At 70.5% G+C, this 13773-nt stretch carries 15 protein-coding genes; 4 read left to right on the top strand and 11 right to left on the bottom strand.

Annotated elements, in window-relative coordinates; genetic code table 11:
* Positions 1 to 48: 48 nt before the first annotated feature.
* The 3 genes from ACZ4XD_RS17610 to ACZ4XD_RS17600 all read right to left on the bottom strand — a co-directional run bounded on the left by ACZ4XD_RS17610 (position 49) and on the right by ACZ4XD_RS17600 (position 2347).
* On the bottom strand, positions 49 to 1104 hold the full coding sequence (locus ACZ4XD_RS17610; RefSeq protein ID WP_468043008.1) for an NAD(P)-dependent alcohol dehydrogenase: 1056 nt from the start codon (positions 1102 to 1104) through the stop codon (positions 49 to 51).
* 145 nt (positions 1105 to 1249) lie between these two features.
* Complete coding sequence (locus ACZ4XD_RS17605; RefSeq protein WP_468043006.1) at positions 1250 to 1597, bottom strand: hypothetical protein; 348 nt, start codon at positions 1595 to 1597, stop codon at positions 1250 to 1252.
* Positions 1598 to 1777: 180 nt separating this feature from the next.
* Entirely contained in the window at positions 1778 to 2347 is a 570-nt protein-coding gene (locus tag ACZ4XD_RS17600) for a PadR family transcriptional regulator (RefSeq protein ID WP_468043004.1), read from the bottom strand.
* 135 nt (positions 2348 to 2482) lie between these two features.
* Between ACZ4XD_RS17600 and ACZ4XD_RS17595 the strand changes: the two genes are divergently transcribed.
* Positions 2483 to 2914, top strand: a complete 432-nt coding sequence (locus ACZ4XD_RS17595; RefSeq protein ID WP_468043002.1) for a nuclear transport factor 2 family protein — start codon at positions 2483 to 2485, stop codon at positions 2912 to 2914.
* 78 nt (positions 2915 to 2992) lie between these two features.
* On the opposite strand, the gene ACZ4XD_RS17590 is transcribed toward ACZ4XD_RS17595, so the two are convergent.
* Entirely contained in the window at positions 2993 to 3208 is a 216-nt protein-coding gene (locus tag ACZ4XD_RS17590; RefSeq protein ID WP_468043000.1) for a ferredoxin, read from the bottom strand.
* Positions 3209 to 3349: 141 nt separating this feature from the next.
* Positions 3350 to 4612 (bottom strand): cytochrome P450, encoded by a 1263-nt coding sequence (locus ACZ4XD_RS17585; protein ID WP_468042998.1) that lies wholly within the window; start codon positions 4610 to 4612, stop codon positions 3350 to 3352.
* 310 nt (positions 4613 to 4922) lie between these two features.
* On the opposite strand from ACZ4XD_RS17585, the gene ACZ4XD_RS17580 reads away from it, so the two are divergent.
* On the top strand, positions 4923 to 5420 hold the full coding sequence (locus ACZ4XD_RS17580) for a MarR family winged helix-turn-helix transcriptional regulator (RefSeq protein WP_468042996.1): 498 nt from the start codon (positions 4923 to 4925) through the stop codon (positions 5418 to 5420).
* Positions 5421 to 5539: 119 nt separating this feature from the next.
* Here the strand turns inward: ACZ4XD_RS17580 and ACZ4XD_RS17575 are convergent, their stop codons facing one another.
* From ACZ4XD_RS17575 to ACZ4XD_RS17555, 5 genes are all read right to left on the bottom strand, one after another.
* Positions 5540 to 6700 carry an SPFH domain-containing protein gene (locus ACZ4XD_RS17575; RefSeq protein ID WP_468042994.1) on the bottom strand — a complete coding sequence of 387 codons (1161 nt, stop codon included), beginning with the start codon at positions 6698 to 6700 and terminating at the stop codon, positions 5540 to 5542.
* Between the two features lie 11 nt (positions 6701 to 6711).
* Positions 6712 to 6963: a hypothetical protein gene (locus ACZ4XD_RS17570; RefSeq protein ID WP_042150670.1), complete on the bottom strand. Its 252-nt coding sequence runs from the start codon at positions 6961 to 6963 to the stop codon at positions 6712 to 6714.
* Positions 6964 to 7157: 194 nt separating this feature from the next.
* A complete protein-coding gene (locus ACZ4XD_RS17565) occupies positions 7158 to 7820 on the bottom strand; it encodes a peroxiredoxin-like family protein (RefSeq protein WP_468042992.1) in 663 nt (220 codons plus the stop codon).
* Positions 7817 to 8434 (bottom strand): TetR/AcrR family transcriptional regulator, encoded by a 618-nt coding sequence (locus ACZ4XD_RS17560; protein WP_468042990.1) that lies wholly within the window; start codon positions 8432 to 8434, stop codon positions 7817 to 7819. Before ACZ4XD_RS17560 ends, ACZ4XD_RS17565 begins: the two co-directional genes overlap by 4 nt.
* Before the next feature lie 258 nt (positions 8435 to 8692).
* Complete coding sequence (locus tag ACZ4XD_RS17555; protein ID WP_468042988.1) at positions 8693 to 9508, bottom strand: methyltransferase domain-containing protein; 816 nt, start codon at positions 9506 to 9508, stop codon at positions 8693 to 8695.
* Between ACZ4XD_RS17555 and pdxR the strand changes: the two genes are divergently transcribed.
* Positions 9507 to 11111, top strand: a complete 1605-nt coding sequence (pdxR, locus tag ACZ4XD_RS17550; protein WP_468043183.1) for a MocR-like pyridoxine biosynthesis transcription factor PdxR — start codon at positions 9507 to 9509, stop codon at positions 11109 to 11111. The genes ACZ4XD_RS17555 and pdxR overlap by 2 nt on opposite strands.
* A gap of 125 nt (positions 11112 to 11236) precedes the next feature.
* Here the strand turns inward: pdxR and ACZ4XD_RS17545 are convergent, their stop codons facing one another.
* Complete coding sequence (locus ACZ4XD_RS17545; protein ID WP_468042986.1) at positions 11237 to 12766, bottom strand: IPT/TIG domain-containing protein; 1530 nt, start codon at positions 12764 to 12766, stop codon at positions 11237 to 11239.
* 475 nt (positions 12767 to 13241) lie between these two features.
* Here ACZ4XD_RS17545 and ACZ4XD_RS17540 point away from each other — a divergent pair, with 475 nt between their 5' ends.
* On the top strand, positions 13242 to 13640 hold the full coding sequence (locus tag ACZ4XD_RS17540; protein ID WP_468042984.1) for a hypothetical protein: 399 nt from the start codon (positions 13242 to 13244) through the stop codon (positions 13638 to 13640).
* Positions 13641 to 13773 lie beyond the last annotated feature (133 nt).

Here is a 13773-nt window from a genome sequence, read left to right as displayed (position 1 = left end):
GGAAATGGATTCCATTTTCAATTGTGCGCATAGCTCTCCCCGGCGCCGTCAGATCGTCGCGGTGTCGATCACGAAGCGGTAGCGCACATCGCTCGCCATGACCCGCTCGTACGCCTCGTTGATCCGGTCCGCGGCGATCACCTCGATGTCCGCGGCCAGCCCGTGCTCCCCGCAGAAGTCGAGCATCTCCTGGGTCTCCGGGATGCCGCCGATCATCGAGCCGGCGATCGACTTGCGCTGCGGTATCAGCGCGAACGGCGCGACCGGCAGCGGATTCTCCGGTGCGCCGACCTGCACCAGCGTGCCGTCGGTGCGCAGCAGCCCGAGGTAGGCGTTCAGATCCAGGTTGGCCGAGACGGTGTTGACGATCAGGTCGAAGGTGCCCGCCAGCTCCTCGAAGGTCGCCGGGTCGGACGTCGCGTAGTAGTGGTCAGCGCCCAGCCGCAGACCGTCGTCCTTCTTGCGCAGCGACTGGCTCAGCACGGTGACCTCCGCGCCCATCGCATGCGCGAGCTTCACGCCCATGTGGCCGAGGCCGCCCAGGCCGACGATCGCGACCTTCTTGCCGGGGCCGGCCTGCCAGTGGGCGAGCGGCGAGTAGAGGGTGATGCCGGCGCACAGCAGCGGGGCCGCGGCGTCCAGCGGGATGCTCTCGGGGATGCGCAGGGCGTAGTTCTCGTCGACGACGAGATGGGTGGAGTAGCCGCCGTAGGTGGTCTCGCCGTCCCGGCCCGTGGCGTTGTACGTGCCGACGTTGCCGAGCTCGCCGGTGCAGTACTGCTGCAGCCCGGCACGGCAGTTCGCGCACTCCCGGCAGGAGTCGACGAAGCAGCCGACGCCGACCCGGTCGCCCGCCCGGTAGCGGGTGACCTCGGCGCCGACCTCGGCGACCACACCGGCGATCTCATGGCCGGGGACGATCGGGAAGGCCCCGCCGTCGCCCCACTCGGCGCGCACGGTGTGGATGTCGGAGTGGCAGATACCGGCGTACTTGATGTCGATCAGGATGTCGTGGGCACCCAGCTCGCGGCGCGGGATCGTGGTCCGCTCCAGCGGTGCTTTCGGGGCGGGTGCGGCGTACGCGAAGACAGAGGTGTGGGTCATGCCACCGAGACTGCGTCGTTCCGCACGCCGGGACCAGTGCCCCCTTCAACATATGCATGGTGTGCCTAGCACTGGCGGAACCACCCTCCGGGCCGGCCGGGGGAGGGGCGGCCGCCGGCCGTGCGCTCCGGCGGCCGGCGTCGGATCAGGCGAAGACCACCGACCGCACCTTCAGCCGCTCCGAGCCATGACCGCCGTTCGGCCGGAGCGTGAAGTAGTCGCCGGTGCAGTCGACGCCCGTGAACAGGGTGGCGACGGACGCGGTGTAGTTCTTCGGGGTGTGCGCGGGCGGTACGGCCTGGTCGGCCACCTCGGGCAGGGTGATGCACACCCGGCTCACCGGGTCGGGCAGCAGCCCCACATGCGGAGTGCCGGTCTGGTCGGTGTAGACGTAGGTGAAGGGGCCGGTGGCCGCGCCCGCCGGGGAGGCGGGCAGGGACAGGGTGAGCGCGAGCGCACTGACGGCGAGGGCGGCGGTGTGACGAAGACGCATGCAGACATTCCTTCCGTTCCGGTTCTGTGCGGAATGTGTGTTTCCCGGCCTTCCGCCCGGTGATGTGCGTCGTCACACGAAGGAGTTGCGGCGAAACGATCCCTCGGCGGTTGTTCGGGGCGGGGCCCGGGGCCGGTCCGTGCGGGGGCCGGCCCGCGTCCACCGCGCTGGGCTGGGGCGTCAGGCCCGTTGTCCCCCGTCGTACCGCGCCCGCAAGGCATCGGCGCTCCGCTCGCACCAGTCGCGGGTCTCCCGTTCGAAGGCCAGACCGCGCAGACAGGTCAGATACGGGCCGAGCCGCGTGCCGTGCGCCAGGAACTCCGCCTCGTCCTTCCCACCGCGCAGCCGCACCGCCAGCTGTTCGAGAATCTCGGCCTTGGCGGCGGCGGTCCGGGCCCGCGCGGCCAGCTGCTCGATCACCGGAGCGGCCTCGATCCGGTCCACGGCCTGCACCTTGACCAGCAGATCGTCGCGGATGAACGACGGCTTGGCCGTGGTCGCCGCGAACCGCTCCAGCTCGGCCAGGCCCTCCTCGGTGACATGGAACAGCCGCTTGTTGGGCCGGGTCTCCTGGATCACCTTGCGGCCGGCGACCAGCCCGTCCGCCTCCAGTTTGGTCAGCTCCGCGTAGAGCTGCTGCGGCAGCGCGTGCCAGAAATTGGCGACTCCGGCATCGAACGCCTTGGCCAGCTGATAGCCGCTGTACTCGCCGTCCAGCAGCGCCGCCAGCACCGCGTGCCTGAGGGCCATGTCCGGCCACCCCTTCCCATACTCAAGAATCTGACTAATCATAGTCGCGACTATGAGGGCGGGGTCCATCGCCGCGGCCGGGCAGGGGCCGGGGCCGCTCGGACCGCTGCCCGGCCGAGGCGAGGAGGAAGAGTCATGGGGACGACCGCGGACCGCTTCAAGGCGGCGGTGGAGGCACAGGAACTCGACGCGGTGGAGGAGCTGTTCACCGAGGACGTCCGCCTCTACAGCCCGGTGAAGTTCACCCCCTTCGAGGGGCGGCCGATGGTGCTCGGGCTGTTCGGGGTGCTGCTGCGCACCTTCGAGGACTTCCGCTACGTCGGCGAGCTCACGGGCAGCGCACAGACGGCGGCGGGACCGGACGGCGGCCCCGCCGACTCCACGGTCCTGATCTTCCGGGCCACCGTGAACGGCAAGGAGATCCACGGCATCGACCTGCTCCAGTTCGACGAGGCGGGCCGGATCAAGGAGTTCACGGTGATGGTGCGCCCGCAGTCCGCGGTGCATGCGCTGGGCGAGGCGGTGCTGGCCGGGCTGGTCGAGGACGGGCTGGCGCCCGAGGCGTAGGGCGGCGGGGCCGGGTGGCCTCTCTCGGATGGGCGGCCACCCGTCCGAAAGAGGCCGATGCCGGGGCGGGGAGCTCGGCTAGACCTGCTCGGTCTTGTCAGTCTTCTCGATCGTGATCGCCGCGGCCGGGCAGATGGCCGCGGCCTCGTGGACCGCGTCGTGCAGCGCGGCCGGTGGTTCGGCGTCGAGCAGCAGGACGATGCCGTCCTCCTCGCGCTGGTCGAACACCTCCGGCGCGGACAGCACACAGCTTCCGGCGCCGCAGCACTTGTCCTGGTCAACGGTGATACGCATGGCTCTCTCCAAGGCGGGCCGCCCGGCCCGTGACGGCCGTGGACGGACGGGCTGGAACGGGGCGACGGGACGGGACGACGGAACGGGGCGACGGGACGGGATGACGGGAACGGCCGGGGCGGCGCTGTCGTGCGCGCGTGCTCACCACGCGACGGGCAGCGCGTGCACCCCGTAAATCCCCATGTCATGACGGAACGGGATGTCCTCGAAGGGAATGTCGAGCCGCAGGCCGGGCAGCCGGCGCAGCAGGGTTTCGAGGGCGATCTGGAGTTCCACCCGGGCCAGCGGCTGGCCCAGGCACTGGTGAACGCCGAAGCCGAAGGCGATATGACGGCGGGCATCACGGCCGACGTCGAGTGCGGCGCCCCCGGGGAAGATCTCCTCGTCGCGGTTGGCGGTGTTGAGCACGCACAGCACGCCCTCGCCGGCGCGGATGGTGCGGTCGCCGATGGTGACGTCCTCGTCGGCGATCCGCGGGAGACCGTTGTGGACGATCGTCAGATAGCGCAGTAACTCCTCGACGGCCCCCTTGATCAGCGAGGGCTCCGCGCGCAGCCGCGCCAGCTGGTCCGGGTTGCGCAGCAGGGTGAGGGTGGACAGCGCGGTCATGTTGGCGGTGGTCTCATGGCCCGCGACCAGTAACAGCCGTCCCATGGCGGCGATGGCCGCGTTGTCGAGTTCGCCGCGGGCGACCAGCCGGCTGACGATGCCGCCATCGGGCTCCCGCCGTTTGGACTCGGCGAGCCGGCTCAGGAAGTCCTGCAGCTCCTGTTGCGCGACGCCCACCTGCTCGGCCGTCGACCGCAGATTGAGCAGCACGCTGCTGTGCTTCTGGAAGAACTCGTGATCGTCGTAGGGGACACCGAGCAGCAGACAGATCACCAGTGACGGCAGCGGCAGCGCGAACTCCGCGACCAGGTCGGCCGCGTGCCGCCCCTCGGTCATCCGGTCGAGCAGCTCGTCGGCGAGGCGCTGCACCTCGGGGCGCAGCGCCTCCATCTTCTTCACCATGAAGTCGGCGGTGAGCATCCGTCGCAGCCGGGCGTGCTCGGGGTCGTCCTGGCGGATGAACGACGGGTTGCCGGTGGCGAATTGACGTGCGCCGGCGGTCAGGAACGGGAATCCCGGGCGGGTCGCATCCGCACTGAACCGCGGATCGCCGAGCACTTCCCGTACGTCCTGATGCCGGGTCACCAGCCAGCAGGAGGACCCGTCCCACAGCGTGGCCCGGGTGACCGGCTCCTCCCGGTGGGCCCGTGCGATCTCGGGTGCCGGGTCGAAGGGGCAGCCGGCGGCCCGTGTGCCGGGGACGGCGAGGGGGGAGCTGCCGGTGTCCGGTCCGGCGTCCGGTCCGGTGTCCCGCTCCCTCTCGATCTCCCTCGCGATGCGTTCCGTAGTCGTCATTGGGCTGGTCCTTCCACGATCGGGACACGGCGGTGCCGTGGCGAACGGTGCGGGTGGCGCCACTCCTTGACGGGACATACGAACTCGGCGGCGGCTCGGCGGCCGCGGTGACCAGCGGCGATCACTGTCGGGCGAAAGCTAGTTACCTAACTTAAGCAACTAAGTTGTTCCACGCTAACCCACCCTCGGAGGGGGCGGGAAGAGGCGAACGTGGCGCGCACGAGGTTGGCTCAAACCGAGCCGACACCCCTACGGAACGGGCAGGTCACGGGGCCGATCGCCGCGTCGTGCGGGCCGCTAAAGTGCCTGCATGCCGGACCTCGGAAGAGACCAGGACCCCACCGTCGCCCTGCAAAGAGTGCTGGCCACGCTGTCCTACCTGCTCACCCGCTCCCGGGCGCACGAGCGCCAGGCGGCCGAGGCGGGCGTCACGGCGGCACGCTCCGATCTGTGGCTGCTGATGGCCCTGGAGGACAGCGGAGGCAGCAGCAGGGTCGGTGACCTGGCCGCCCTGCTGATGGTCGAGCCGCCGCATGTCACCCGGCAGATCGGCCAGTTGGAGTCCCAGGACCTGGTCGAACGGACCCCGGACTCGCTCGACCGCCGTGCCCGCAAAGTGGCGATCACCCCGCATGGCAAGGCCGTCCTCAACCGTCTGCAACAAACCAGCCAGGCCGGCCTCCACGAGGCACTCGCCGGATTCGACGACACCGACATCGCCACCACCGTCGCCGTCCTCAACCATCTGGTGGCCTACGCCCGCCGGAAGCACACGGAGGAGGAGCGACAGCGGGGGCGGGGGATGTGAGGGGGCGGGGGTGTGAGGGGACGAGGGTGTGAGGCGGCCCCTGCCCCGCCCCTGCCCCATCCCCTGTCCTTTCCCCGTTTCCGTCCCCGCCCCGTGTTTCCGTCCCCGCCCCGTCGCTGCTACTCGATCTCGACCCGGCCGCTGTGGCCGTTGGCCGTTCCGGAGCTGTCGTTCTTGTCGGCGCTGCTGTCCTGCCCGTCGGGGGTGCCGAGGTTGCGGCGGACCGAGTCGAGGATGGTCAGGCCCTGGCCGACCAGTCCGGCGGCGATCTCGCCGAGGCCGTCGGTGCCGTTGAGGACATTGACGTTGGCGTTGGCCAGGCCCGCGGAGGCCTCCTTGACGATCTGCGGGAGCTGGTCGATGAGCATCCGGTCCAGGGCCACCCGGTCGTGCGAGGCGGCGGCCTCGGCCTGGATCTTCATCCGCTCGGCCTCGGCCATCGCCAGCAGGCGGATCCGCTCGGCCTCCGCCTCGGCGGGCTTGACCACCTCGGCCACCAGCTCCTGCTGGCGCAACCGGGCCGCGCGCTCGGCGAGTTCGGTCTGGGCGGCGAGCACTTCCTGCTGGGCGTGTGCCTGGGCGAGCGGGCCGGCCTGGGCGGCGCGGGCCTGGGCGCGGTCCACCTCGGCGTTGTACTCGGCCTGGACCACGGCGGTCTGCCGGGAGTACTCGGCCTGATTACGCGCGGCCTCCTGCTGCGCCTCGACCGAAGCCTGGGTGGCCTGGGCCTGGGCGATCTGTGCCTGCCGCTGGATGGCGGCCTTGTGCGGGGCGGACATCGCCTCGATATAGCCGGTCTCGCCGTCGTCGATCGACTGGATCTGCAACGAGTCGACGATCAGACCGATCTTCGCCATCTCGGTCTTGGACGTCTCCAGGACCTCGGTGGCCAGCTTCTGCCGCTCGGTGACGATCTCCTCGACCGTCATCGAACCGATGATGGAGCGCAGATGACCGGCGAAGATCCGGCCGGTCAGTACCGACATCTGGTCCTGGTCGGACAGGAACCGCTGACCGGCGTTGACCACGCTCTCGGTGTCGTTGCCGACCTTGAACGCGATCACGGCGCGGACCGTCAGCGCGATGCCCTGCCGGGTCACACAGGTCTCGGCGACCTCCGCCTCACACATCGCCAGGGTCAGAAAGCGGACCTTGCGAAAGACCGGCAGCACGAACTTGCCGTGCCCGGTCACCACTCGGAATGGCGCGCCCCCTTGTCCACGCCTGCCGCCCGAAATCAGCATGGCTTGATCGGGGGCAGGAACGCGGTAACCGAACATTCTTTGTCTCCTCAGCCTGCGTCGCCGGCACCGCCGGTCAACGCGTCCAACGGATCGGCCCACTCCATGACGTCGACCTGGCGACTGCCACGGGACTCGATGACGAGCACGGTCGCCCCTACCGGGAGGGGCTCGGCGGACCAGGCGAGAAAGGCCTCGGAGCCGCCCCTGATCCGCACCAGAACCTCACCGGGACCGGCAGCCCCACGAGTGCCGATCAGAAGCACTCCCGTACAGCCGATCACGGCATCGTCCTGTGCCATCGGCGGCTGCCCTCCCCCGTTTACGTTCCTGGAAATTCGACCTTAGCGCTCCGTTGCGCGGCGGCCTACGGGGGGAGGGCGGCGAGTTCGGATATCGGTTCGGCCCCGTCAATTTCTCGTAAAGAAGGGAACCGAATGCCGCAAAGCAGGGAACCGAATGCCGAATGCGGTGCGGAATTCCGGCGGCCGGTGCTTCAGTGCGCCGTGGGGAGGGCGTCGAGGGCGGCGAGTATGTCGGACGGTTCGGCGCGGGCGGTGTAGTCGGTGTCGAGGAAGGACCAGCGGATGGTGCCGTCCTGGTCGATGACGTAGGTGGCGGGGACGGGCAGGGTGCGCGGATGTCCGCCGTTGACCCGCTGGAGGTCGAAGCCGAAGGACTCGTAGACGACGGCCAGGTCGTCGGGCAGGTCGAAGCTGATGCCGAACTGCTTGGCGGTGTCGCAGCCGGCGTCGCTGAGGACGTCGAAGGCGAGCGCGTGCTTCTCGGCGAGGGTGAGGGACTCGTCGGGGATCTGCGGCGATATGGCCACCAACTGGGCGCCGCGGGCGGTGATATCGGCGTGGTGCTGCTGGAGGACACGCAGGGCGAAGTTGCAGAAGGGGCACCAGGCGCCGCGGTAGAAGGTGAGCACGACCGGGCCCGCCGACAGCAGACCGTCCAGCGTGACGGTGCGGCCGGTCGCGGTGGGGAGGCTGAAGGCCGGGGCGGTGTCTCCGGCCCGCAGGGCGCGCTCGGCCAGTCCGGAGGCGGCGAGCTCACGGCCGGCCCGGTCCATCACCGCGCGCTCGGCGTCGGGGATCCGGATGTGGGGGTAGTGCTCGCGCAGGAAGGCGGTGAGTCCGTCGGCGTAGTTCATTGCGGGCGTTGCTCCTGAGGTGTGAGAGGCGCGCGCAGGGGCGCGAGGGCAGCGGCCACCGTGTCGGTCAGCGCCTGGGCGTCGGCACCGGCACGGGAGCGCAGATTGACGCCGTACGCGAGGGTCGCCAGCACGGCGGCGGAGGCGTCGAGATCGCAGGACGGCTGGAGTTGCCCCAGGTCGGCAGCGTTGGTCAGGGCCGCGCGCATGGCTGACTGGAGCATGTGGTGGTGGTCTTCGAGCAGCGTGCGGATGCCGGTGTCGGCGCACTCCGGGCCGGCGTAGGCATTGGTGACCATGCAGCCCCAGCCGGCGACCGGGCCGGAACAGCGCACCTCGATCAGCCCGGCGAAGAACTCCTCTATCGAGGTCAGCCCCGCGGCGGCCTGCGCCAGCTGAGCGAAGGCCGGTGTCGAGTGCTGCGCTATATAGCGGTCCAGCGCCGCCGCGTAGAGACCGTCCTTGTTGCCGAAGGTCGCATAGAGGCTGGAGCGGCTCACTCCGGTCGCGCTGACCAGCGCCTGGATTCCGGTCGTCGGCAGGCCGTGCCGCCAGAAGACCTGGATCGCTTCGTCGAGCACGATCTCGGGGTTGAAGTGCTTGATGTCGGGCATGGCTGTGCTGCTCGTTTCGCCGTCACCGGAGGAAGGAGGAAGGAGGAAGGAGGAAGGAGGAAGGAGGAAGGAGGAAGGAGGAAGGAACGCAGGGTTGCTCGGTCCCACTCAGGAATCTTGGAACGGTTATTCCAAGATACGCCGACTGGCCTCCCCTGCCAAGGAGTTGGGGAAATCGGCTGAGGAAACATGTGGAACCTGGCCATCCGGCCACGGAACGCCCCGCCCGCCCCCGCCCCCACCCCTACCCCTTGACCCCTACCCCTTGACCCCCACCGCCTTGAAGAAGGTGTAGTGGAAAGTCCCGCCCTCGGCCGCGGTCAGTCGTAGGTCGGCGATGCCGCGGTCCCAGTCGGCGGTCGTGGTCAGGCCGGTGCTCAGCGCCTTGTCCCGGACCGCTTCGACCATGGCGATAAAGGTCTTCCGGGTGAGGCCGTCCACCAGCGCGGGACGGGTGGCGTCGGCGTAGGCCGTCCGCGGGCGGACCACCACCTGGTCGAATCCAGCGCCGGTGAGCAGCGGCTGCAACGCCCGTCCGAGCAATGCGTTTCCGCCGGCCGCGGCCTGTAGCCGTATCTGGTGGCCGATCACCTCATGGGCGTGGATGCTGTCCGGGTGGAGGAGCACCGAGCCGTGGTCGCCTTCGATCACGGTCAGGGTGCCGCCGGGGCGCAGCACGCGTCGTAGCGCGGCCAGTGCCTGGCCCGGGTCCGGGAGGTGTTCCAGCACGAAGCAGGCGAAGACATGGTCGAACTCGGCCGTGTCGAAGGGGAGGTGGTGGAGATCGGCGGTACGCCACTCCACGTCGGCCCCGGGCTCTTGCGCCGACACATAGGCGCGGGCCTGCGCCAGCGACTCCGCGGAACGGTCGATGGCGACGATGCGCGCCCCCGGGCTGTTCCTGGCCAGATGCACGGTTTGTGCGCCCACCCCGCAGCCGACCTCCAGCACTCGGCTGCCGGCGGCGTACGCCGTATCCGCGTGCAGCAGCGCGGCCAGCGTGTCCGCCTGGTCGCCGAGGCGACGTGCCTCCTGCGGTGAATAGCCGTGCACATAGGCAGTGTTCGTCTTCATGCCTTCACCGTGCCGGGACAATGGCCCGGTGCACAGGTCCAAAGAGCCTCCTGCCGACCGGTCCATAACTTCCTCGCGGCCCCCGGCCCGTCCGTCCCCCTCGCCCCCGTCCCCCTCGCCCCCGGCCTCCCCGGCCCGTCACACCTCCCCCGGTTCCTCCGACTTCCTTCAACTCAACCTCGGTGAGGCGCCGGTGGGTGGCCGGTCGGACTGGCTGGCACGGGAGTTGCGGCGGGCTGTCGCGGACGGCCGGCTGCCGGTCGGGAGCAGACTGCCCGCGACCCGGACGCTCGCCGCCGACCTGCGGGTATCGCGGGGTGTGGTCACCGAGGCATATCAGCGGCTGATCGAGGACGGGCAGCTCGCCGGGCGAGGGAGGGGCGGCACGGTCGTCGTTGCCGCGCCCGTGACGGCCGGTGCGGGGCCCACGGCAGGGACGCCCCGCGCCCACCGGCCGCCCGCTCCGTTCGCCGCACCGCCCGGCCCGGAGATCTTCGACGAGCTGCGCAGCGCACCCGCACGGATCGACCTCGCACCCGGCGTGCCGGACCTGGCCGCCTTCCCCCGTGCGACCTGGCTGCGCGCCGAACGCGCGGTGCTGGCGGACCTCCCGTCGGCCGGCTTCGGATACGGCGACCCACGTGGCACCGACGCGCTGCGCCGGGCCGTCGCCAACTGGCTGGCCCGCAACCGCGGGATCCGGGCGGATCCGGACGAGGTGCTGATCGTCGCCGGCACCGCGCAGGCGCTCGGTCTGATCGCCGAGGTACTGCATCGCGACGGGGTGTCGGAGATCGCGGTGGAGGACCCCGGAGCGCTGGGCGCGCGGCAGCATCTCCAGTACTGGCGGATGGCGACGCCGCCGGTTCCGGTGGACGAGGACGGGATACGCGTCGACGCGCTGCGGACGAGCGGCGCACGGGCCGTGTTGCTCACCCCGGCGCACCAGTTCCCGACCGGGGTGGTGCTCGGTGGTGCACGGCGCCGGGAGCTGATGCGCTGGGCGGCCGACGGCGGCCTGATCATCGAGGACGACTACGACGCCGAGCACCGCTACGACCGCGTGCCGGTCCCCGCCCTGCGCTCGCTCCTCCCCGAGCAGGTCTGTTACGCCGGCAGCGTCTCCAAGCTGCTGGCCCCCGCCCTACGGGTGGGCTGGCTGCTGCCGCCGCCCAAGTACCGGCAGGCGCTGATCACAGCGAAGCGGTTCGCCGATCTCGGCAACGCCGCACTGCCCCAGCTGACCCTGGCCCGGCTGATGGAGTCCGGCGAACTGGAGCGCTGCCTGCGGCTGTTGCGCCGCCGCCATCGCCGCCGTCGGGACGCCATGATCGCGGCGATCCGCGCCCATCTGCCGGGGGCGACCGTGCACGGCGCCGCGGCGGGCCTGCATCTGACGCTCACCTTCGGACCGGACGGCTACCGGGGCCCCGATACGGACCTGGCCGCGGCCGCGCTCGCCCACGGCGTCAAGGTCCACCCGCTGTCCTGGCACTGCCAACGCCCGTCCCCGTCCGGTCTGGTGCTCGGCTACGCCGCCCGCACTCGGGACGAGATCACGCGGGGGCTGGCCGTCGTGGGCGAGGTACTGAGACGCGGGTGACGGGGCGCACAAGGGAAGGCCGGGGTGCGGCCCTGCTGACCCGGTGGCGCGCCGACCGACGCGGGCACGTACGGGGGGGCGCTCCCGTAGTGCCGCTGGGTGGTCGGACCGGTGAACCGGCGGGATCAGGGCTCGATGACCGGTGCCGTGTCGCTGGACGGGGACAGGATGGCCGTCGGGGTGGCCGCGCCGGCGAAGCTGACCTCATAGCCGCCGTTGAGGAGGATGAGCGTCAGAGTGAGCGTCTCGTTCACCCGGGCGACGCCCTGGGCGTCGGTGTTGGCGATGCCCAGGACGTTGCTGCCGGCCTTGAACAGGATCGGCTGGTTGGGCACCGGAAGGCCGGTGACCTGGTCGGTCAGCGTGGCCGTCAGGAACGGGAAGTACACGTGCGGCGGGAACAGCTTCGACAGCGCCGGGGTCGCGGTCAGCGAGGTGGCGTGGACGGGGACGAAGTAGGTGAAGCCGCCCACCAGAGTGGTGCTGCCAGCAGGCGTGGTGACGGTGACGTCCGCGGGGCCGGGCACCCCGGGCGGAGTGGTCGCGGTGAGCTGCGTACCGGTGGCGTTGACGCTCACGCCGGTCGCGGGGTTGCCGCCGATGTCGACGGTCGCCCCGGTCAGGTTGGTGCCGGTGATCGTCACCACCGTGCCGCCCGTGACGGGCCCCGAGTTGGGGGTGATGCTGGTGATCGTCGGGTCGAACTGGATGACGCTGACACTGGCCCCGGCGATGTTGGTGACGTAGACCTTGTTGTTGGGCGCGACCACCAGGGCGATCGGCTGGGCGCCAACGGGGATCGGGGCGCCGATGGTGGTGTTGGTGGTGGTGTCGATCACCGACACGTTGTTCGACCCGCGGTTGGCCGTGTAGGCGTTGCCGTCGGGGCCGACCGTGATGCCCCAGGGGTTGGTGCCGACGGGGATCGTGGTCGCGATCGTGTCCGTGGTGGTGTCGACCACGGTCACGTTGTTCGACCCGATGTTGGCGACGTAGGCATCCCCGCTGGGGCCGATCGCCACGAAGTTCGGCTGGTTGAAGCCGGGGATCGTGGTGACGACGGTGGCGGTGGCGGTGTCGATCACCGTCACGCTGTTCCCGTTCCGGTTGGCGACATAGGCCTTGCCGTTGGGGGCGACCGCGATGCCGACCGGTCCGCTGCCGGTGGGGATCGCGGCGCCGATGGCGGTGTTGGTGGCGGTGGAGATCTCCTGCACGCTGTTCGCCCCGAAGCGGCTCACGTAGACGTTGCCGCTGGGGATGACCGCCGCCGCGGCGGGGCCGCCGCTGAGGCCGATCGTGGTGAGGACGGTGCTGGTGGCGGTGTCGATCACCGTCACGTTGTTGGAGATGTTGTTGGGGACGTAGGCGTTGCCGTTGGGAGCGACGGTCAGCCAGGCCGGCGTGGTGCCGGTCGGGATCGCGGCGCCGATGACGGTGTCCGTGGCGGTATCGATGGTCTGCACATTGTTCGACCCGGAGTTGGCGACGTAGAGGTCGCCGTTGGGGATGAACGCCAGCCCGACCGGGTTGGTGCCGACGGGGATCGTTGTGACGGCCAGGAACGTTACGGGCGCGGCCGGTGCCGGCGCCGGGCCGGGATTCGCGGCCGACTCCAGCAGAGCCTGCGCCGGCGTCGAGAGAGTGGTACCCATGTGGACCCCTTCTGTGGGGGGCCGTCCAGAGATCCCGCTCCGGGGCACCACACCCACAGAAACCCCGCGTCGCAAAAACGCAGTGGGCCGCGCATCCCCGAGGAGGGATGGGCAGCCCATTGGTCGGTCGATTTCTTGCTTCCCGCGCCCAGAGGTGGCGAAACCTCCGCCTAGCCTACGTTTCGTGCCTTCTCCAAGCCTTTACCCAGGGGGTGTTGTACGGCACCGGGGGGATGAACTCCGCACCGCCGCCGGGGTGTCGCTCACCCGTACCGCCGCTGCCGCGCTCATGGAGACGGCGGGGAGTGCGACGGGGGCGGGGGTGGCGCGGGTGGCGCGCAACGAAAGCTGATGGCACATGAGTTCGAAAGGCGACTAAGATCAACTACGTGCACGCGGTGCCCGTCACGCCCCATTCGTGGCGGGATTTTTCGCGTCTTCCGCCCGTATTCCGAGGAGAGGAATCCCCCCACACATGACCCGTTCGAAGCTGCTCCGTGCCCTGACCGTCGCCGGCACGATCGCGCTGAGCGCCGTCGCCACCACCCCGGCCGCGCACGCCGCCGCGGACGCCTGCACCCACGACTGGTCGGGTCCGCAGATCTGCATCTCGGCCGACGGCCAGAACGGGACGGCCAACCCCGGTCACGTCACCGCCTCCTGGACCAACCCGCCCAAGAGCCGGCAGTCCGCGACCGTCTACCTCTACCAGCCGGACGGCTACACCTACTCGTTCAAGGCGAAGCGGTCCGGCGGCGAGATCGTCGGCCACACCGTCCCGGGGATCCAGTCCGACGGGAACCTCTGCGTGCGGTTCAAGGGCAGCTCGCACAAGGCGTGCATCGACATCCGCAACCGCAACGGCTCCTTCTAGGGACTGTGCGGACATGCCCTAGCGGGGCAGCGGTCCCAGGACGCGGGGGGGGGGGGGGGGGGGGGGGGGGGGGGGGGGGGGGGGGGGGGGGGGGGGGGGGGGGGGGGGGGGGGGGGGGGGGGGGGGGGGGGGG

It is taken from the genome of Streptomyces sp. NPDC029466 (assembly GCF_055574515.1).
Note: the sequence above shows the minus strand (reverse complement) of the source record. Positions and strands in the feature narration are given on the sequence as shown.